We start from the raw sequence: 18,424 nt of genomic DNA, 5'->3' as shown, positions 1-18,424 counted from the left end.
CAGCTCGCAATGCGGCAGGATAGTGCACAGCTGTATGCCAGCCGATGTTGCAGTCGACTGGTCTAATCACGCACAACCACTGAGGAATTGGCGAAATACCGGCGATTTGGGATCAGTAGGGCGAGGCTATGCCGGTTGCGCGAGACTCGGCATAACGGTGTGTTCGGCCAGACCCGGATCGGAACGGCCAGTTGATCTTCCGATGCCCCGCGTTGGCCGGTTCGGTCAGCGCGGGTCGCGGTATGACAGTGCGTCGACGGCGGCCACCGCTATCGAGCAGGGCCGGGACCTGTCCTCGATAGCGGCTCCTGGCCGACGGCTCTATTGTCTGCGGTTGGCCTGACGGCCCGGCCTCACTTCAGGTGCCGGGTGAAGAACCGGTTCGCCTCCTCCCCGGCGTGCTGCGGGACGCCGGTGTGCCCGCCCATATTGGCGTGCAGCGTCTTCTCCTTGGAGCCGAAGGCGTCGAACAGATCCAGGGCCATTTGCCGGTCGTTTCCTTCGTCGTCCCATTGCAGCAGCACATGCAGCGGAATGCTGACCTGCCGGGCCTGCTCGAGTATGGCGCGGGGCACGAAACTCCCGGCGAACAGAACGGCGGCCGCGATCCGCGGCTCGACCACCGCCAGCCGGGTGCCGATGGAGATCACCCCGCCCGAGTAGCCGACCGGGCCGCCGATCTCGGGCAGCGCGAGCAGGGCGTCCAGGGTGGCCCGCCATTCCGGGACCGCCTTGTCGACCAGCGGGAGGATGAGCCGGTCGACGATCTCGTCGTCGACCGGCCCGCCGGCCGCCAGCGCCCGGCGCAGGTCGGTGAGGGCCTGATCGGCGGCGACCGAACGGGGCCGGTCACCACTCCAGGGGAGCTCGATGGTGGCCACGGCGTAGCCCTCCGCCACGGCGTGCCGGGCCCGGGCCAGCAGTCGCGGGTACGCCTGGCGCAGCCCGAGGGGAGGGGGGCTGACCAGGATCAGCGGCACCGGTGTGGATGCGGATCCGGGCGTCCACAGGATGCCGGGGATCTCGCCGAGGGTGAATGCGCGTTCGAGGATGTCGTCGTCGAGGCGCTGTTCGGTAATGAACTGCACGGTCGTGCCTTTCGGGAGTGCTGTTGAACGGCGCTCCCGGACGACCTATCGCCCGACCGTGACCCCGGAGGGGAGCACCCATGTCGATACTGCGTTCACGGATACCACCTCCTCGTTCTCTGGCACGGCCTCCGGAAAGGTAGCAGTGGTCGCCCTCGTTCGCCAACGGATTTTCGCGGTGGCTCCGTAGCTGGACGCACGCAACTCGGCAATAGCGGGCGTTCTGCGCCGCTCCAGGTTCCCGGCGCCGGCGCCCCGGGCTGGCTGGTTCGGTCAGCGCGGTATGCGGCAGATGAGTGCGTTCGATCGCTCGCTGGTGCACGACTCGCTCTGAGCCTGTCGGCGGCCCCGTGGTCAAGCCCTTATGCTGCGCTGGGTATGCCAGACGCCACCGGGGAGCCTCAACTTGCAGCGGGGTTCGACTGACCACACCGCACCGTGAAACCTCCACTGTCCCTGCCGATCTGGCAGATCTAACCGAGATCGGGTGTCGAAATGCGCGCGAGCACGAATCTGTCGGTGGTGCTTGGCAAGATCGCGTCTGTACCGCCTGAACAACGATCGACGGGGGTGGGGGCGGTGCCTGCGGGCGTGTAAATGCTTCTGGCACAGTGCCTTCCGTCGCAGCACATACTGGAGGACTCAGTGAAGAAGTTCAGTCTCATTCTGGCCGCTATGGCATCAATTCTCCTCGTGGCCCCTGCGGCCACCGCGACGGCGGATGTGCCGGAGCTGTGCATCCTCACCGCAGAGCCTCATGTGGGACAGCCGTTTGTCCTGACCGTCTACGACAACCAGCCGAACCGTACGGGTCAGGTGTCGTTCTTCGACAACCAGATTCCGCTCGGCGGCAGTGCCCTCATCGACGGCAAGGCAACGGTCACATGGACCCCGACCGCAGCCGGAGTTCGCTGGATATCGGTCGTCAAGTACAAGGACGGCGTCCAGGTTGGAGGTGGCGCTCGTCAGATCGAGGTCAAGCCCGCCACGTGTTCGTAGGTCCGTGACTGGTCCATGACCGGACCGCATGCGCTGACAGTGAGCCAGTTCTTCCGGGACGTCGTGCTGGCCGCTTCGGCCAGCACGATCAGCTGAATGCGAGTGCATTGGTGGGCGATCTCGGCCGCGCGGAAACGATCAGCGGCACATGGTGTGGGCTGTCTGGAACCTAGTGCGTCTGGTTCGCGGCCGCCGAATCCTGGAAGTCGAGGAGTGCTTCTCCATGCGTCTGCGCCCACTGCGTCAGCATCGCTATCGGCTCCTGGAGCGTCCGGCCGAGCGGGGTCAGGCTGTATTCCACCCGTGGGGGCGCTTCGGCGTACCGCTGTCGATCGATGAGGCCGTTGCTCTGCAAGCGGCGCAGGGTCTGGGTCAGCACCTTCCGCGAGATACCGCCCGACAAAGCGACAAGTTCACTGTGCCGCTTGGGGCCATCCTGGAGCGCGTACAGGGTGACTACGGACCACTTGTTCGCGACGATCTCGATTGCTGTGCGGGCGGGACAGTCGGACATGAACATGATTCCGGCAGGGGGACTCACGGTCCGAAGGTTACCAAAAGGTACCTGTCGGATTCCTAGCCTAGCCGTCATGCACATCGCAGCCCTGATCTTGTCTGTCCTGCTCGCTTCGGCCATGCTCCAGTCCGGAGTGATGAAGTTCTTGCGCCCCGCGTGGATACGCCAATTCGCCGAAGCGATCCACCTCACCACCTCCCAGCTCACCGCGCTCGGGAGCCTGCAGATCGCCGCGACGGTCGGTCTCCTCTGGGGAATCTGGTTCCCGCCCTTCGCGATCGCCGCCGTGATCGGGCTGGTGCTCTATTTCACCGGCGCGATCATCGCCCACCTCCGCAGCGGCGACCGGAACATGCTGGGAGCCGTGGGCTTCCTCGCGCTCTCGATCGCGACGTCAGTCGTGCTCGTTATCGATGTCGCCTGAACTCCGCGAGCCCAACCTCGCAGTCTCGGTTGTCCGCCTTCACGTCGCACGCGATGTCCGAACACCCTGGAATCGGCAATAGCGGACGTTCCGCCTGGCCTCGGATCGGCACGGCCAGTTGATCTTCCGATGACCCGCGCTGGCCGGTCGAGTCAGCGCGGTATGCGGCAGATGAGTGCGTTGGGACGGAGGCCCGGATACGCCCTGACATCTGCCTTGGCGAGGACGTGTCGCTGTCGGATGGAGCGAGACTCAGCTGGAACGCCGACCCAGCGCGCTGATGTCCGGAGTGTTGGCGTCATCGTAGGCCCAAGGTTCGAACTCGACGTCGGAGGGAAGACGGTTTGGGCTTCCTGCGCGGAGTAACGCGGTCGCGCACTGTGCCATCGAGCGATAGTCCTGATAACGCGTTGGCCAGGCGACCGAACGGTGCCAGCCTCTTCCGCCTTGATGCTCGGTGTATTCCGTCCAGTCGGTCGGCGCACAGACATCGGAGGGACCCGCTATGCCTGCGTTGCCGAAAGAGAAGTTCGGGATGCTGATCCTGAGCTCGTCACCGAACATCCCCATGTGGAATGCAACCATCCGACTGTCACTGATTCTCACTCAGAGAAAGCTATTGGGCCCCATCCTCGGTAGTGAAATCGTCAGGGCCGCAACCCATTCGTCCCAGTTTTTCGGTCCTGTGCCATCAGGCGATCGTGGTCCACTGACGTATCCGTGCCGCCTCCTCCGCCGGTCGCAGCCAGTCGGTCACGCCAGCGCTGGTAGGTCGGATTCAGGATCTGGAGGGATATGACCGATTCGGTCGCTGTCAGTAGTGGCCCGAGGTGTTCGGCAGGTCCCGCCACGGCAGGCCGGTCCGCAGCTGATCCAGCATTCCCTCCGCCACCAGACAGTCATTGGCGAAGTCACGGCCTACGTGCCCTGCGGATTTCGGTAGCCATCTGCCTTTTGCTCGAGTGCATCGAACCGCGAGGGGGCCGGTAGGTACTGTCGGTTCGGACAGTCCCACCGGTACCCGATCTGGGTTGAAGTAAGTCTCAGGAATGTTCATTCCGCGGTCGAAGCTGTCGGCAGGTCGTAATCGGGGAGCTGCTCGGTGGACTTGGGGGCCATGATGCGTTCCATTCCGGCCATCGATTCCAGCATCGGCAGGCGGGTGATGATATTGCGAACGGCTATGCCCACCCGTGATTTCGGTGCCATCAGCCGCAGGTTGGGGCCGATCTGTTGTTTGCGGTCGACCAACGGTCGCTGGGCCTGCTCATAACGGTGGAAGCCGATCCGATGGTCACCGGAGGCGGCTGCGAGCTCACCGGCGAGCCGGTAGGCCCCGATCAGCGCCAGTTCGGCCCCGGCACCGGAGACCGGAGACGCGCAGTAGGCGGCATCGCCCACCAGTGCGATCCGACCGACCGACCACGAATTCATGCGGACCTGGCCGAGCGCGTCGATGTAAGCGTCCGGGTCGGCGAGCACGCCCTCGAGCAGTTCCGGTACGTGCCAGTCGTTTTCGCCACCGAACTCGGTGGCGAGCAGCGCCCGGGCCGCCTCCTGGTCACGCAGGTCGATATCGCGCCGTGGACTGCGGAACATGAGGTACGCCTTGGCCTGCGCGTGATTACCCGAGCGGTAGATCCCGGCGAAGCGACCCGGCGTGTTGAACACCGTCATCCACCGATCGGGTCCCAGCGTCGAGTCTGCGTTACCGAAGGCGAAGTAGTGGTCCATGTGCCGGACGAATTCGGACTCCGGGCCGAAGGTCAGTCGCCGGACCGCCGAGTGCAGGCCGTCGGCTCCGATCACCAGGTCGAAGCGTCGTGTCGGCCCGTGTTCGAAGGTGACGGTGACGCCGTCGTTGTCCTGCTCGAGCTCGCGGATGGAGTCGTCGAAGACGTACTCGACGTTCTCCGCGGTGATGTCGTGCAGGATCTGGACGAGATCGCCACGCATGATCTCCGCCTCGGTACTGCCGTACTTGTCCTTGATGCCCTGCATGTCGATTCGAGCGAGGTCGCGGCCGTCGGCGCGGACGAACCGCATACCCGCGACGTCGGCAGCGGAATTCCGCACGCGCGCCATGATTCCCATCTTCTCGGCCACCTCGATCGCCTGATCGCGGATGTCCACCCCTTGCCCGCCGGTCCGCAGCCGAGGTGCTCGTTCGACCACGGTGGGCCGAAATCCGTGCCGCGCAAGCCAGTACGCCAACACCTGCCCGGAGATACCGGCACCGGAAATCAGAATTCGCTCGTTCTTCACGGCGTTCTCCTTGTCTCAAAACCACTGACCATTGGTCAGAATTCGAGGATAGGTCGCTGACCGCTGGTCAGTCAAGGAGTAGGATCGGGAACCGTGACTGACGATTCGCGTACCCGGATCCTGCGGGCCGCTCTGGTGATGTTCGCCGAGCGCGGCTACCACGCTGTCTCCGTGCGGGAAATCTCGGAGCAGGTCGGCCTGACGAAAACCGCTGTGCTCTATCACTTTCCAAGCAAGAGCGACATCGTCATCGCGTTGGTCGAGCCATTGCTGGCCGACACCGAGGCCATGCTCGAATCCGTTCGGCCCATCCAGGACCCCGACGCGCGACGATGGGCGGTGACCGAAGGGCTGCTCGATACTTGGCTACAGCATCGATCGCTGCTGCGGATACACATGCAGGACCAGGCCTTGTCGGCTGATACCGCAACCTACGTGCGGCTGCGCGACATCGCCTTGACCGCGCAGGAGCTGATCGCCGGTCCCGGTGCCGATTTCACCGCACGAGTACGGGCCGCGCAGGTCTACGCGGCACTCAGCGACCCCGTGGTGATCTTCGCCGACCAGCCCGAAAGGCAGTTGCGGGCAGCGATTCTCGACGGAGTGCGACGACTGCTGGGTGGGCCACAGCCCGGTCGTCTCGTCACGCCCTCGCCGGAACAGCCCGTCGACACCCCGCGGCACCAGACGAGCCGTGGCCGACCAGGCGCGATGACCTCGGCGATGGTCGAATCCGCCCGACGGATGCGGGATTCCGGCGAATATACCGTCGAAGAGATCGCCGCCGCCCTGGGCGTATCCCGCGCAACCGTGTACCGGAATCTCACAACTTCCCACAATCGACCCACCGTCTCATAATGAGAATATTTTTGAGACAGTGCGGGTCTGGTTCGAGTATTCCGGCGCGATGTTGACCTCGGCGGCCTGCGCGGCGTCCATGCGGGCGGAGAACCCCAGCAGGCCTGTGGACAGGTCGGCGTGGACATCGGCATCGCCGAGATCGCAACCAATAACCTTGGCCTCCGGTCTCGAGAGCCACCGCGATCGAGTACGGTCGGCCGCACCCGATCAGTACCGGCCGCCGGCCTGGAAGATCCCGTCACGGGCGAGCCATACCAGGGCCGGGGTGCCCATCTCGTCGAACCAGGCCGGCGGCTGCGCGGAGGTGAAGGCCGCAGCCATCGCCTCGAACCAGGCCGCGAACGACGGGAAGTCGGGCACGGCGTCGGCCTGCTCTTCCCACGCACCGTCCGCGAGGTAGCGTGCCCGCGGCTCATCTTGATGGTGGTAGTAGACCGGGTACTCGCCGTCTCCGCCCGGCTGCGCGACATCGAAACACCACACCGCCTCGTAACCGGCTTCGGCGAACCCGACCAGGTGATTGGTCGACAGGTACCGCCCCGGCTCGCGACTGACCCCCTCGGGCATGTGCACCAGGTCGGCGTTCAACCCGACGAGCTCCCCCTCGTCCACGAGAACGAACTCGCGCTCGCGATCATCCTCCTCCCGATGGCAGCACAGCCGATTGTGCTCCGCCAGCAGCGCCCGGTAGCTCGGCGGAACCGACCAGGCGACGGTACCGAAGTGCGGCGTCACGAGGGTTTCCCGCACCCGCACCGCCTCGCGCGAGGCGGGGCCGGACCCGTCGAGATCGAGCAGTCCTGCCGAGGCGGCCCGGCGCAGGTCCAGGAGGGCCTCGCGAGGTGTAGCCATTGTCTAACTCCTGATGTCCTTGGGTGCTCTTGGCCGCGGTCAGCTTAGGGCTTGCGGGCGGCCCGCGCCGGGGCTTCGCGCACCCGGCCCATCTCCTCGACCATCTCCCCGCGTAAGAGGTAATCCCTTCGCTGTGGTCCTTCTGCATACGAACCCTGTACGTGTCGCCGCCTGCGCTCGCAACCCTTGCGGTTGTGGTCCTCTCCCAACGCAACTCACATGCGAACGCAACATCGGCGCGCGACGCGCCCCCTTGTGGACCTCTCCTTTATGGCCCTTCTTTCACTACCTGACACTCCCAAAACCTCTGTCCTCCAACATATATCCGTACCTATCTTTCGACTTGGTCTGGTCTGGCCGAGACCAGAGTCCTGCGCCGATGGCGCAGCTCGGGGGTGTGATGGAGGGCAAGAAGCCGGACTTGATGCTGAACATTTGGTTCGAGCAAAGTTCGGCACTCATCGCAGCCAAGGCCGCGAAAGAAGCAGGACCCCAGAGGCTGTGCGCTCTTGCTTCTGAGATCACGTGCGGCAGTGAGACATAGACCTCTCGGTGCAGATCGCACCGCTGTGCTGGCATGTTTGGTTCAGGAGGCGGTGTGGGCGCGCCAGGTGCGCAAATCATTGGGGCGGTCGGGGCTCCTGAGATCGGTTGCGATCCTTCGATTTACACTTCGAAGTACAGCCAGGACTGCCACCTGGGGGTTTGTAACCAATGGGGGCGTTGAAACACTGCGCCGACCTGCGGATTGTCCGTTGGTCATGTTTGCCAGATCGGGGTGATTGCTGAATCCGGTACGTACTCGCTGCGTACCGGATCAGCTACCTCGCGCCCCGCCGGTCCGCTGTCGTGTCGGCGGGATTGACTACGGTCAGAGTTGCTGCGGGCCTGGACTGGGCCCCGCCTGTCGTTCTGCCTCAATCGAAATGGCCGGCCGCTTCAGGCGCGGTAAGCGCGGGCCGCGGTTTCGGTGGCTGCATGCTAGCGGAATGACCGATATGGCGACCGACTGCGCGACAGTCGATTTGCCGAACCAAGATCGTATGCTGCGAGCGTGGGTCAGGTGGTCGGACCGGAATCTCCAGTGCCACGGATCGGTTCGCGATGCGACGGGCGAGTGAGAGTTCGAAGCGTGTGAGCCGCGGCGAATTCTCGATCCGGGATTCTGACTCATCGTCGATGCCGCACCGGTCGTCTCAGCAGCGATCGTGACCGGTGCAGGCGAGGCAGGAATTCGAAGCGGAGGAGGCGGGCCGATGCGGACCGTGATGTGGGTGGTTTTCGCGCTGTTTATCGGGTTCTTCGGGATAGTGGACGGTTTCGAGAAGCTCACCGAGGCGACGGTGTCGTGCGGGTACCAGGTGATGGATCGGGGCGACCGGTGCGAGGAAACCTGGAGGAGCTCGACCGTTGTGCACAGCTACGACGATCAGCGGTCGTCGAATCGGGTGGAGGGCGTGATCGAGATGCTCGTGTGCGGCCTGATCGGGTTGGGCGGGTTGGGTTATGGAATCGTTCGTGTCGTACAAACGATCGAGGTTCGCCGGGAAGGATCCCAGTCCGCCTAGAAATAGCAGCTGAGGCTGCCAGAGTTGCTTGGAAGATAAACGGGCAGAGGCTATTTCGGCCTGCGGATCCTATTCTGGTCAGACCAGGTCCGGGGCGGCAATGGCGCTCTGCCTGTCGATCTTCCGATGCGGCGGACCCGTTACGATTGCTCGTTGGCGACTACTACAACTCAGGCCTGCGGCGATGGCCAGGGGCAGAACTGATCTTGACCACCGAGGGGTGTCTCCTCGTCGATCAGGTCGCGCGACAGCCGAGCAGATCGCCGAGTTCGAAACTGCAGAAGCATAATTCGCCTGGCCCGACGCCCATCACAACGGAATCTTGATCTATCGCTTCTGCCACACTGCTTGGAACTGCCTTCCGTTCAATCCACATAGCGGCATGTGGATGGTGGTGAAACCGACCTTGTCGGCGAGCATTTCGGCTGCGGTCACGTCGGTGAAACCATCGAGAGCGGCCTTGCTGGCCACGTAGGCGGCGAATCGCGGGCTGCGTACTTGTACGCCGATGCTCGAGATATTCACGATGTGCCCGCCGCCCCGTGCCCGCATCTGCGGCAGCAGGGCCAGGGTGATGCGGACCGCGCCGAAGTCGTTGACCGCCATGGTGCGTTCGAAGTCGTGCATGCGGTCGGTAGAAAAGTGTGATTGGAGGCATTGGGTCAGAAACAGAACGACCGTTCATGCAGTGGGGTGTTCGTGAACGCTGAGAGCTGCGTCAGACCTCAGGCTGGTACAGCAGCGTTGGAGCCTCCCGTCCGCGCAACACGACGGAATCGGTTGCCTGCCAGTTCTTTCCGTCCTCGACCGAGGCGGCCGCGACGGCGCGCTCGGACGCGAGCGGACGCCGAGTGTCGCGCTTGGCGAGTTCGGACAAGCGTGCGGACTCATTGACCGGATCGCCGATCACGGTGTACTCGTAGCGATCCTCGGCGCCGACATTGCCCGCGACGACCTCGCCATAGGAGACGCCCACACCGGCTTCGATCCCGAGGTTCGCCGCGGCGAGTTCGCTCGCGATCTCCGCGGCCGCGGCCAGCGCGGCGGCCGCCGGATCCGGGTGCGGCGTGGGGGCGCCGAACACGGCCAGCGCGGCATCGCCCTCGAACTTGTTGATCAGTCCGCCGCGCTGGTGCACCGCAGCGACGACCACACCGAAGAACCGGTTCAGCGTCTCCACGACCTCGTGCGGCGGCAGCCGGGTCGCCAGCGTGGTCGAGCCGACCACATCCACGAAGAGCACTCCGACGTTGCGGGTTTCACCGCCCAGCTGGACGCCTCGATCGAGGGCCGCGTGGACGACATCGGGCCCGACATGCCGGCCGAAAAGGTCACGCAGCCGCTCCCTTTCGGTGAGTCCGTCGACCATCGCGTTGAAACCCGCCTGCAGCTCACCCATTTCGGTGCCGTCGTAGACGACGATCGTGTCCGTGCGTCCGTCCCGGCGCACGCGTTCCATCCCGTGGATCACCGACCGGAGCGGGGCGCCGATCCGGTCGGTGCCCAGATAGGTCAGCAGCAGGCCGGTGAAGAAGGACGTCACCCCCAGAATGCCCACGGACAGCAGCAGATCCCGCTTGGTCGTCCGATCGTCGGCGACACCGAACGCGACCACCAGCACGATGCCTGCCACCGGCACGCCGGACCCGAGAAACCAGGTCACCATCGCACGCATCGTCAGGCCCCGGCGGTGCATGCGCGGGTACGCGGCCAGCGCCAACGCGGCGTACGGCCGCATCGCGAATTCGATCAGCAGGTAGGAGGTCGCGCACACGACGACGGCGCTGAACAGCGAGACGAGTAGCGATTTGGGGATCAGGTCCGGATTGCGCATCCCGTACAGCGTGGTCTGCAGCGCCGTGCCGACGATCCACAGCACCGCCTGCATCGCGGTCAGCACCCGGGGCGCCCGGAACGCCGACCGCGCGTCCTGTTCGGTCGGGACCGGGTCGATTGCCGCGGACCAGCGGAGCATCCGCATCACCACCGCCGTGCCCCACGCCGCGCCGACGATGAAAGCGGCCACGACATAGAGCGGGAGGAATACGAAGTCGATGTCATGGAGGTCGGGCGCGAACACGTCGGGATTGGGAATCCCGACCGTGCCGAGCAGGATCACCACCGCCACCCCGACCGCATTGGCCGTGAGTACCGACAGTGTGAGCAAGAGCTGCACCCGAATCCGGCGCCGGACCGGCGAGTCGCTGCGCGAGCCGAGCAGGATCGACCCGTATTCGGCCGCGCTCCGCGTCGGATTGCTGTCCTCGCTCGTCATCCGGCCAGCGTATCGGCGTGACCTGGCGTGCGACTCCGGTTCGACACGGAGGACACCGTTGCTCAGGGATCGGCGCAACGGTGTCCTCGCAGGGGCTATCGGCAGGCGGTCGTGCCGAGCAATTGCGACAGATCGATCGATTCGGCCTCTCGTTGCGCACCAAGGTCATTCGGGTGCACGTTGTCGGTCCCGGGGGACAGCCCGGGCGCCCAGTGGTCGGGCCGCGCTGGATCGGAGACCACGGCGGCGAAATCGAAGACCGCGTCGAATTGCCCGCTGTGCCGGATGAAATCGTTGACCTGGTGGCGGCTGGCGATGACGCCCGGCAGCCCGTAGGCGGTGGCCGGGAATCGTGCGTCCTCGGTGGGGGTGAGGGTGACGCCGATGATCTTCAGCCCTGGGGCTGGCCATATTGGCCGAGTCGTTCCGCAAGCTGCACGGAATCCTCCTGGATCTGACGGGCCCGACCGCCGCGTCACCGACGGAGATCATCGGCGCGGGCATCGGCGCGCTGCGTGAGGTCGTCACACAGGACCACGCCCACCTGGGTTTCATCGCCCGGCAACGCGCCGCGAGCCACCCGATACTGCGTCGCGAGATTCGCGCGCAGATCCGCCTGAACACCAGCCAACTGGCCACGTACATAGCGCGATTCGAACCCATTCGCTCCTGGCGGGTCCGCGATGTCGAGATGCTGGCGACCCTGTTGATGAGCACCATCGTGAACGGCATCGACAGCATGCTCGAGGTTCTGACCCTGGGGCTCGACGCCAACTCCACCGAACGCGAACTCGATGACGTCACCACCGCGATGCAACGCCAGATCCTGTACCTGTTCGTCGGCGTTCCCGGCTGGCGGAGCCACTGAAACCGAAACGCGCAGCGGTTCGGCGGCGGGTTCGCCTGGGTGTCAGTGGCTATCGGTAGCGTCTGGTGCGTGGAAACTGGGGAACGTATCCAAGAACTCGCGGACCGTATCGTGGCGTTGCGGGACGCCTACTACCAAGGCTCGCCGCTGGTCGCGGACGTCGAGTACGACGCGATCGAGGACGAACTGCGTGGTCTGATCGAGGCGAACCCCGACCTCACGCCGGACCTGAATCCGCTCGATGAGGTCGGCGCGCCCGCGGTGCTGCACGCGCCGATCCGGCATTCACGTCCCATGCTGTCCCTCGAGAAAGCCACCAAACCGGAGCAGGTCGCGGCATTCTTCGACCGCTTTCCGGGGCAGCCGGTCGTGGTGATGCCGAAGCTCGACGGCTTGTCCCTGGCGCTGGTCTTCGAGGACGGGAGGCTGGCGCGGGCGATCACCCGGGGCGACGGCACCACCGGTGACGACGTGACCATGCTGGTCCGCGCATTGGTCGATGGCGTTCCCGATCGGATCGACCTGCCGGGGCGGGTGGAGGTGCGCGGTGAGGCGGTGATGCTGCGTTCCACCTTCGCCGCCTACAACGTCGCCCATCCGGACAAGCCGCTGATCAATCCGCGCAACGCCGCGGCGGGCACGCTGCGCGCGAAGGACCCGGCCACGGTTTCCGAACGGCGCCTGCAGTTCTTCGGTTTCGACCTGGATGTTTCCAGCGGCGATGCGGCAGTCGATCTGGAGGAAGGGCTGCGGGCGGTGGGGATCGCGGGCGCGGCGATGCGCCACTGCCTCGACGCCGAGCAGGCGCAGGCGGCGATCACCGCGATCGAGACGGACCGCAATGACCTGGACTACGACCTCGACGGCGCCGTGCTGCGACTGGCCGACCGTGAGGCCTATGCCGCCGCCGGCACTCGATCGAACTCCCCGCGCGGTGCGCTGGCGTTCAAGTTCGCCGCCGAGGAGAAGACGACGTTGCTGGCCGATGTCGTCTGGGATGTCGGCAAGACCGGCAAGATCGTCCCGGTCGCGTGGCTCGAGCCCGTATTCGTCGGCGGCACAACTGTAACCAAGGCCACGCTGGCCAACCAGGAGGTCATCCGTGCCCGCGACATCAAGGTCGGGGATACGGTGCTGGTGCGCCGCGCCGGGGACGTGATCCCGTTCGTGGCCGGAGTGCTCGACGCCTCCAAACGCACCGGCGCGGAGCGCGAGATCGTGCCGCCCACCGCCTGTCCGTCGTGCGGGCAGCCGGTGACCGAGCAGGGCAATAGCCGAGAGCTGTTCTGCACCAATGTTTCCTGCCCCGCACAGACTGTCCGGAGGCTGATCCATTGGGCATCGCGCGCGGCGGCGGACATCGACGCGATCGGGCCCGTGTGGATCGAACGCCTTGCCGAGGCGGGCATCCTGGAGCAACCGTCGGACTTCTACACGCTGACGAAGGAACGCCTGCTCGAATTCGACCGTGTCGGTGAGGTTTCGGCCACCCGCATGATCGACTCGATCGATGCCAGCCGCCAGGTCGGCCTACGCCGTGCTCTGATCGGCCTGGCGATCCCCATGGCCTCCGACGGCACCGCCGCCCGCCTGGCCCGATCCGGATTCGCCTCGCTGGAGGAGGTCGCGGACGCGGGCGAGGAGCGGCTCGTCACGGTGGAGGACATCGGGCCGAAAGTCGCTGCCTCCCTTGCCTCACATCTCACCCGCCTGCGGCCGGAACTGGAGCGGCTGCGAGCGGCGGGCGTGTCTTTGGATGTGCGTGAGGAGGACCTTCCCCCGGCCGTCGCAGCCGGCGCGCCGCTGGAGGGCAAGACGGTGGTGATCACCGGCGCCATCAGCGATCCGCGTTCCGGCGAAAAGGTCGCTCGCCCAACGTTCCAGCGCCTCTGCGAGAAAGCGGGAGCAACCGCGGCGTCATCGGTCTCGGCGAACACCGACATGCTCATCACCGGTGCGGGAGTCGGTGACAGCAAGCTGGCCAAGGCGGAGAAACTCGGCGTTCAGGTCGTCGATCAAGGTGAGATCTGGACCCTGCTGATCGCCGCGAACGTCGTCTGACCGCAAGGGATCATCGGTCTGAAATAACCTCTGCCCGTTGATCTTCCGACTGGGCCGTATGGGCGAAAGATGGTCACAGCCAGTCCGTGGCGCATTCAGCAGGCCGCGGTGGGTTTCCGTCCAGAACGATCAGGTCACCACGTACGTCACACAGGTGATCTTCTCGGCCGTGAGTATGGTCGGGTCGTGGAGGATGAGGGCGTCGTCGCCGCGCATACCGCGGACGGGGCGGTGTTTGCGGGGTTGGCCGAGCGGTACCGCTGGGAGTTGCGGGTGCACTGTTATCGGATGCTGGGCTCGTTCGACGAGGCTGAGGATCTGGTACAGGAAACGTTGCTGCGCGCGTGGCGATATCGCGGAAGTTTCCAGGGCCGCTCCACATTTCGCGCGTGGCTGTATCGGATCGCGACGAACTCGTGCCTGGACTTCCTCGACCGGCGCCCGCGGCAGCCGACGCCGGATACGGCCGGCGCAGCGGCGGAGGTGGGATGGTTGCAGCCGTTTCCGGACCGGTTGCTGGAGCCGATGGCCGACCAGGACGCGGAGCCGGAGACGGTGATCGTCGCTCGGGAGACCATCGAGCTGGCGTTTCTGGTGGCCATCCAGTACTTGCCGCCTCGGCAACGGGCGGTACTGATCCTGCGGGACGTGCTCGGCTGGTCCGCGGCGGAGACCGGTGAGTTGCTGGAGATGAGCGTGGCCGCGGTGAAGAGCGCGTTGCAGCGGGCACGGCCTGTGCTACGGGCGTATCTGCCGCACCGGGACGCTGGGCAGGCGCCTGCCCAGATGCCGGCTCCGACCGGGCAGGAGCGCGAGTTGCTGCGGCGGTTCATGGCCGTCCACGAGCGCGCCGATATCGCGGGGTTCGCGCAGCTGTTGAGCGAAGACGTGCGACTGTCCATGCCGCCCTTGCCGTACTTCTTCGCCGGCCGGGCGGAGGTCGTCGGGTTCGCCGCACATGCGCTGGGGCCCGAATCGCCTCTGCATCAAGGGCGATGGCGGGGCGTGGCGGTCTGGGCGAACCGGCAGCCGGCCATGGCCGGCTACCTCCGGCAACCGGGAGAGCCGTTCTATCAGGCGCAGGTGCTCAACGTGCTGCGTGTCGAGGATGGGCGGATCGTCGAGATCACCGCGTTCCAGCCCGAAGTGTTCGACGCGTTCGGTCTGCCCGCGACCCTGTCCTGATTCGGCTCCGATTCCTTTTCCGCGCTCCACCGGTCTCACAGTGCACAACCGCGACCGACGCGGTCGATGACTCGAGGAGCTAGGTGTGCACTCACTGACACGCGAAGAACTGGGATCGCTGCCGCAGGGCGATGTCCGCCTGCTGGACAGCGACATCGCGCAGGGCCTGTTGACCTCGACCGAACTGGCCCGCCTGGCGTATGTCGCCGAGGACGACACCCCACGCGTTTTCCCGATGCTGTTCCACTGGACCGGGCAGGAGGTGGTCCTGTCCACGTTCGTGCCCGCCCGCAAGATCACGGCGCTGCGGGCCAGGCCCGAGGTGGCGATCACGATCGACGCGGCCGCGGCCCAGCCTCGGGCGCTGCTGCTGCGCGGCCGTGCCCAGATCACCGAGATCGACGGAATCGTTCCGGAGTATGCGCTGGCGCTGCGGCGCTATGGCGGTGAGGAGCAGGCCTCGGCCCAGGTCGCAGCCGTCAATGGCCCCGGGGTACGAATGGCCCGGATCGCGGTGCGCCCGGTATGGGTAGGGGCCCTGGACTTCCGGACCCGGTTCCCCGGTGGCTCCACGGCGGCCGAGTTCGCGCGGCGGGGGCGCTCGTGAAGACCGAGTTCGTGTTCATCCCCGGGGCGGGGTCCGATTCCTGGTACTGGCATCTGCTCGCCGGCATACTTCGCTCCCGCGGCCACCGCGTGGCCACCCCCGATCTACCCTGCGACGACGACGCGGCCGGGCTGCCCGAGTACGCCGACACCGTGGCCGCGGCCATCAGCGATCCCGCCGGCACCGTGCTGGTCGCCCACTCGTTCGGCGGATTCACCGCACCGCTTGTCTGCCAACGCATTCCGGTCCAGCGGCTGGTGCTGCTGTCCGCGATGATCCCGCGGCCGGGTGAGGCCCCTGGCGACTGGTGGGCCAACACCGGTTACGAGCAGGCCCGTCGCCAACAGGACGAACGAGACGGCCGGCGCCCCGACGACCAGGACGCCCCGTTCTTCCATGATGTTCCACCCGAATTGGCAGCGCAGGCGCGTGAGCACAGCCGCCGACAGTCCAGCACGCCGCTCACCGAGCCCTGGCCCCTGTCCGCATGGCCGGCGACATCGACGAGCTTCCTGCTCTGCCGCCACGACCGGTTCCTGCCCGCCGCGTTCATGCGGCGCATCGTCGGCGAACGCCTCGGGACCGTTCCCGACGAGATCGACGGCGGCCACATGGCCGCCCTCGCCCGCCCCCGCCAAGTCGCCGACCAGCTGGAGACATACGTCCCCACGAGGTAGGCGCGGGCGCGGCCAGCCGGGCAACGGCGGTAATGGCGTTGCAGAACAACGTCATTCCGCCGAACGTCGACTTCGCGGGCCTGACCTCACCGAGAAACTGGCACTCATCGCGAAGGAAGTGAAGTGGCGCGACTGCCGAAGCTGTCGCGCTGACGGCCGCATCGCCGAGCATTGTGATCTGCGCGAAGAGGTCCCCGATAACTGTCAGCGGCTGTCCGGTTATATGAAAGCCGTTCTATCGCACCGAAGTCCGTATCAACCGAAGGAGTCACCTATGTCCAATGCCGTGCACCGCCTGACCCCGATTGCCGTCTTCGCCTCCCTCGCAGCCGGATTGGTCGTCGCCGCCCCGCAGGCCGCGGCGCATACCATCACCGCGGTCACCGTCGACCCCGGTCTGGGCGGCGGCTATGGCACAGGCTGCACCTACCAGGTCTCCGCCACCGTGGACGAGGACGCCTACCGAATCACCTTCATCGACAACGACTACCCGATTCGCAGCAACCAGAACCTCCAGGTCTCCGGTAACACCGCGTCGCTGGCCTGGACGCCGTCCACGACCGGAACCCACGTCATCACGGCCCTGTTCACGGTCGGAGACCAGGCGCCCGCGACCACCACCGTGCAGGTCGGCGGCGCCGGGGTCAACCTCGGCAGCGCCTGCTTCGCTCAGTAGCGGCCGGAACGTCCTGCCCCGCCGGTGCCAGCGGTCTGCCGGCACCGGCGGGCAGACTCGAGCCGACCGGAGCACAGGTTCGCCGGCTTTCATGAGGAGAGTCTCCGGCCAACGCTCCAGTCAGAAGCACCTGGGCCCCAGCAGAAGTCGCCGCTGGGGCCCAGACCTACTCGCAGTCCGAGGCGGATTAACGGTTGTATATCGAACCTCGGCGATCTTCCGATGCCTACGCTGTCCGGTTCGGTCAGCGCGGGTAGCGGCAGAATAGTGCGTTGCCATGCGTGGACAGGCAGCAAGATCAACCGGCCGGATCCCGCACTACCACTGGCAAATTGGCGAAGGAATGCTCTTCGGCGGCCAATCGTGCGAGGGATAGCCAGTTATCCGGAACTCGGCATGAACGTGCACGGCCGACGGCCGTACGGTGCTCTGCCCGTTGATCTTCGATTGCCCCGCACTGGCCGCTTTGGTCGGCGCGGGAGTGTCGGCGGGGTGTTGTCGCTCAGCGAGTCTTGACGTTTCGTTAGAATCGCTCATGACGCCGAGAGAACTCTTCCTCCAGCTGGGAGCGGATCGCCGACGACAGGTTCACCTGTCGCTGTGCGAGGATGCGCTGCAGACCTGGATCGGTTACGTCCGGGGAGAGCGCGCCCCGCTTCGCTATCGCGACTCGGTTGTCGGGATGTGGCACCACGTGGATGTCGAGCTTCCGGTCCTTGCCCTTCGTTCAGCTCGGGCCGGTGTGGATCTCGCGGATGTCGGCAGCCGATACCTCGAGCCCATCTCTGCGCTGCAAGACGACGATCTGGCCTTCCCCGACCCGGTCGAGTTCGCGTACTACGCGACCTACAACTGTTTCTGCAAGTACGTCCACGGTGTCGACATCTCAGATTGGCTGATCGTCAACCAGGCCTTGTCGGTTCACGACCACAGCGAGGCGGCGTCACGTTTGATGCGCGCGATCGACGACATCAATCCAACCACGGTCGGGAACGCTGAGGATGTCGGACCGATGGGATAACGCCCCCAGCCCCCACCCCCTACCGGGACCTGATCGCCGGCCTCCCCGGCATCGCGGACAACCTGCTCGCCGACCGACTCCGCGACCTCGCAGCCGCGGGTGCGTTGAACGGCAGAAGTGGATGTCCTCTGTGCCACAGTCGGTCTCGTCCGCCGGCGGTCGGTCCGCCTCCGAAATGATGCCTGCCCGTACATCTTCCGTAGGTCTACGCTGGCCGGTTTGGTATCCGCGGGCGATAGCGGCTGTTCGACGGCCGAACGATCGCTTAACGCAAGTGGGTCATTGCAGAGCGGGGCTGGTGAGGTCGAGCGTCAGCTGGTCGCGCCAGTCGTTGGTGAAAATGGCGTTCATGCCCTTGTAGTGCACGCTGATGAGCGGGTTGGAGTCGAACAGGCGGCGACCCACCGCACGAGCCGGTGGAGTCCAGACGCGCTAGGTAGCCGTATTACCCATCGCTACAGCGCCACCGCCCGTCTCCTG

At 65.7% G+C, this 18,424-nt stretch carries 18 protein-coding genes and 1 pseudogene; 11 read left to right on the top strand and 8 right to left on the bottom strand.

Translation table 11 applies throughout. The annotated features are described in order from the left end of the window. Nucleotides 1–353 precede the first annotated feature (353 nt). Nucleotides 354–1,088 (bottom strand): dienelactone hydrolase family protein, encoded by a 735-nt coding sequence (locus ACQP1O_RS28725; RefSeq protein WP_433561560.1) that lies wholly within the window; start codon nt 1,086–1,088, stop codon nt 354–356. A gap of 675 nt (nt 1,089–1,763) precedes the next feature. Between ACQP1O_RS28725 and ACQP1O_RS28720 the strand changes: the two genes are divergently transcribed. Beyond that, nucleotides 1,764–2,087 carry an Ig-like domain-containing protein gene (locus ACQP1O_RS28720; protein WP_433561559.1) on the top strand — a complete coding sequence of 108 codons (324 nt, stop codon included), beginning with the start codon at nt 1,764–1,766 and terminating at the stop codon, nt 2,085–2,087. Nucleotides 2,088–2,256: 169 nt separating this feature from the next. On the opposite strand, the gene ACQP1O_RS28715 is transcribed toward ACQP1O_RS28720, so the two are convergent. Continuing rightward, the gene (locus ACQP1O_RS28715; RefSeq protein WP_433561558.1) at nt 2,257–2,628 is read right to left on the bottom strand and encodes a winged helix-turn-helix transcriptional regulator; all 372 of its coding nucleotides are present in this window, start codon (nt 2,626–2,628) and stop codon (nt 2,257–2,259) included. Nucleotides 2,629–2,677: 49 nt separating this feature from the next. Here ACQP1O_RS28715 and ACQP1O_RS28710 point away from each other — a divergent pair, with 49 nt between their 5' ends. Next, the gene (locus ACQP1O_RS28710) at nt 2,678–3,028 is read left to right on the top strand and encodes a DoxX family protein (RefSeq protein WP_433561557.1); all 351 of its coding nucleotides are present in this window, start codon (nt 2,678–2,680) and stop codon (nt 3,026–3,028) included. Between the two features lie 252 nt (nt 3,029–3,280). On the opposite strand, the gene ACQP1O_RS28705 is transcribed toward ACQP1O_RS28710, so the two are convergent. Then, nucleotides 3,281–3,634 (bottom strand): hypothetical protein, encoded by a 354-nt coding sequence (locus ACQP1O_RS28705; protein ID WP_433561556.1) that lies wholly within the window; start codon nt 3,632–3,634, stop codon nt 3,281–3,283. Nucleotides 3,635–4,081: 447 nt separating this feature from the next. Next, on the bottom strand, nt 4,082–5,293 hold the full coding sequence (locus tag ACQP1O_RS28700; protein WP_433561555.1) for an FAD-dependent monooxygenase: 1,212 nt from the start codon (nt 5,291–5,293) through the stop codon (nt 4,082–4,084). Nucleotides 5,294–5,386: 93 nt separating this feature from the next. Between ACQP1O_RS28700 and ACQP1O_RS28695 the strand changes: the two genes are divergently transcribed. After that, the gene (locus ACQP1O_RS28695; RefSeq protein ID WP_433561554.1) at nt 5,387–6,151 is read left to right on the top strand and encodes a TetR family transcriptional regulator; all 765 of its coding nucleotides are present in this window, start codon (nt 5,387–5,389) and stop codon (nt 6,149–6,151) included. A 210-nt stretch (nt 6,152–6,361) separates the two neighbouring features. Here ACQP1O_RS28695 and ACQP1O_RS28690 read toward each other — a convergent pair whose 3' ends face one another. After that, a complete protein-coding gene (locus ACQP1O_RS28690; RefSeq protein WP_433561553.1) occupies nt 6,362–7,006 on the bottom strand; it encodes a hypothetical protein in 645 nt (214 codons plus the stop codon). 1,256 nt (nt 7,007–8,262) lie between these two features. Here ACQP1O_RS28690 and ACQP1O_RS28685 point away from each other — a divergent pair. Further along, on the top strand, nt 8,263–8,574 hold the full coding sequence (locus ACQP1O_RS28685; RefSeq protein WP_433561552.1) for a hypothetical protein: 312 nt from the start codon (nt 8,263–8,265) through the stop codon (nt 8,572–8,574). A 375-nt stretch (nt 8,575–8,949) separates the two neighbouring features. Here the strand turns inward: ACQP1O_RS28685 and ACQP1O_RS28680 are convergent. Further along, a pseudogene (locus ACQP1O_RS28680) lies at nt 8,950–9,219 on the bottom strand (SDR family NAD(P)-dependent oxidoreductase); the annotation flags it as partial. A gap of 73 nt (nt 9,220–9,292) precedes the next feature. Then, nucleotides 9,293–10,849 carry an adenylate/guanylate cyclase domain-containing protein gene (locus ACQP1O_RS28675; protein WP_433561551.1) on the bottom strand — a complete coding sequence of 519 codons (1,557 nt, stop codon included), beginning with the start codon at nt 10,847–10,849 and terminating at the stop codon, nt 9,293–9,295. A gap of 412 nt (nt 10,850–11,261) precedes the next feature. Here ACQP1O_RS28675 and ACQP1O_RS28670 point away from each other — a divergent pair, with 412 nt between their 5' ends. The 7 genes from ACQP1O_RS28670 to ACQP1O_RS28640 all read left to right on the top strand — a co-directional run bounded on the left by ACQP1O_RS28670 (nt 11,262) and on the right by ACQP1O_RS28640 (nt 17,944). After that, nucleotides 11,262–11,717 (top strand): hypothetical protein, encoded by a 456-nt coding sequence (locus ACQP1O_RS28670; RefSeq protein ID WP_433561550.1) that lies wholly within the window; start codon nt 11,262–11,264, stop codon nt 11,715–11,717. Between the two features lie 69 nt (nt 11,718–11,786). Continuing rightward, complete coding sequence (gene ligA, locus ACQP1O_RS28665) at nt 11,787–13,778, top strand: NAD-dependent DNA ligase LigA (protein WP_433561549.1); 1,992 nt, start codon at nt 11,787–11,789, stop codon at nt 13,776–13,778. Nucleotides 13,779–13,964: 186 nt separating this feature from the next. Then, nucleotides 13,965–14,963: an RNA polymerase subunit sigma-70 gene (locus tag ACQP1O_RS28660; protein ID WP_433561548.1), complete on the top strand. Its 999-nt coding sequence runs from the start codon at nt 13,965–13,967 to the stop codon at nt 14,961–14,963. Nucleotides 14,964–15,048: 85 nt separating this feature from the next. Further along, nucleotides 15,049–15,570: a pyridoxamine 5'-phosphate oxidase family protein gene (locus ACQP1O_RS28655; protein ID WP_433561547.1), complete on the top strand. Its 522-nt coding sequence runs from the start codon at nt 15,049–15,051 to the stop codon at nt 15,568–15,570. Then, complete coding sequence (locus ACQP1O_RS28650) at nt 15,567–16,247, top strand: alpha/beta hydrolase (RefSeq protein ID WP_433561546.1); 681 nt, start codon at nt 15,567–15,569, stop codon at nt 16,245–16,247. The genes ACQP1O_RS28655 and ACQP1O_RS28650 overlap by 4 nt, the downstream gene beginning before the upstream one ends. A 274-nt stretch (nt 16,248–16,521) precedes the next feature. Further along, complete coding sequence (locus tag ACQP1O_RS28645; protein ID WP_433561545.1) at nt 16,522–16,923, top strand: hypothetical protein; 402 nt, start codon at nt 16,522–16,524, stop codon at nt 16,921–16,923. A gap of 535 nt (nt 16,924–17,458) precedes the next feature. Continuing rightward, the gene (locus ACQP1O_RS28640) at nt 17,459–17,944 is read left to right on the top strand and encodes a hypothetical protein (protein ID WP_433561544.1); all 486 of its coding nucleotides are present in this window, start codon (nt 17,459–17,461) and stop codon (nt 17,942–17,944) included. Between the two features lie 279 nt (nt 17,945–18,223). On the opposite strand, the gene ACQP1O_RS28635 is transcribed toward ACQP1O_RS28640, so the two are convergent. Beyond that, on the bottom strand, nt 18,224–18,349 hold the full coding sequence (locus ACQP1O_RS28635; protein ID WP_433561543.1) for a hypothetical protein: 126 nt from the start codon (nt 18,347–18,349) through the stop codon (nt 18,224–18,226). Between the last annotated feature and the right edge of the window lie 75 nt (nt 18,350–18,424).

The organism is Nocardia sp. CA-151230, assembly GCF_050942175.1.
GTDB lineage: Bacteria > Actinomycetota > Actinomycetes > Mycobacteriales > Mycobacteriaceae > Nocardia.
Note: the sequence above shows the minus strand (reverse complement) of the source record. Positions and strands in the feature narration are given on the sequence as shown.

What these genes read in the sequence shown, in the direction of transcription:
- ACQP1O_RS28720 (WP_433561559.1), top strand. Translation starts at nt 1,764, where the DNA reads ATGGCATCAATTCTCCTCGTGGCCCCTGCGGCCACCGCGACGGCGGAT.
- ACQP1O_RS28690 (WP_433561553.1), bottom strand. Translation starts at nt 7,006, where the DNA reads ATGGCTACACCTCGCGAGGCCCTCCTGGACCTGCGCCGGGCCGCCTCG.
- ACQP1O_RS28645 (WP_433561545.1), top strand. Translation starts at nt 16,522, where the DNA reads ATGTCCAATGCCGTGCACCGCCTGACCCCGATTGCCGTCTTCGCCTCC.
- ACQP1O_RS28685 (WP_433561552.1), top strand. Translation starts at nt 8,263, where the DNA reads ATGCGGACCGTGATGTGGGTGGTTTTCGCGCTGTTTATCGGGTTCTTC.
- ACQP1O_RS28710 (WP_433561557.1), top strand. Translation starts at nt 2,678, where the DNA reads ATGCACATCGCAGCCCTGATCTTGTCTGTCCTGCTCGCTTCGGCCATG.
- ACQP1O_RS28675 (WP_433561551.1), bottom strand. Translation starts at nt 10,849, where the DNA reads ATGACGAGCGAGGACAGCAATCCGACGCGGAGCGCGGCCGAATACGGG.
- ACQP1O_RS28640 (WP_433561544.1), top strand. Translation starts at nt 17,459, where the DNA reads ATGACGCCGAGAGAACTCTTCCTCCAGCTGGGAGCGGATCGCCGACGA.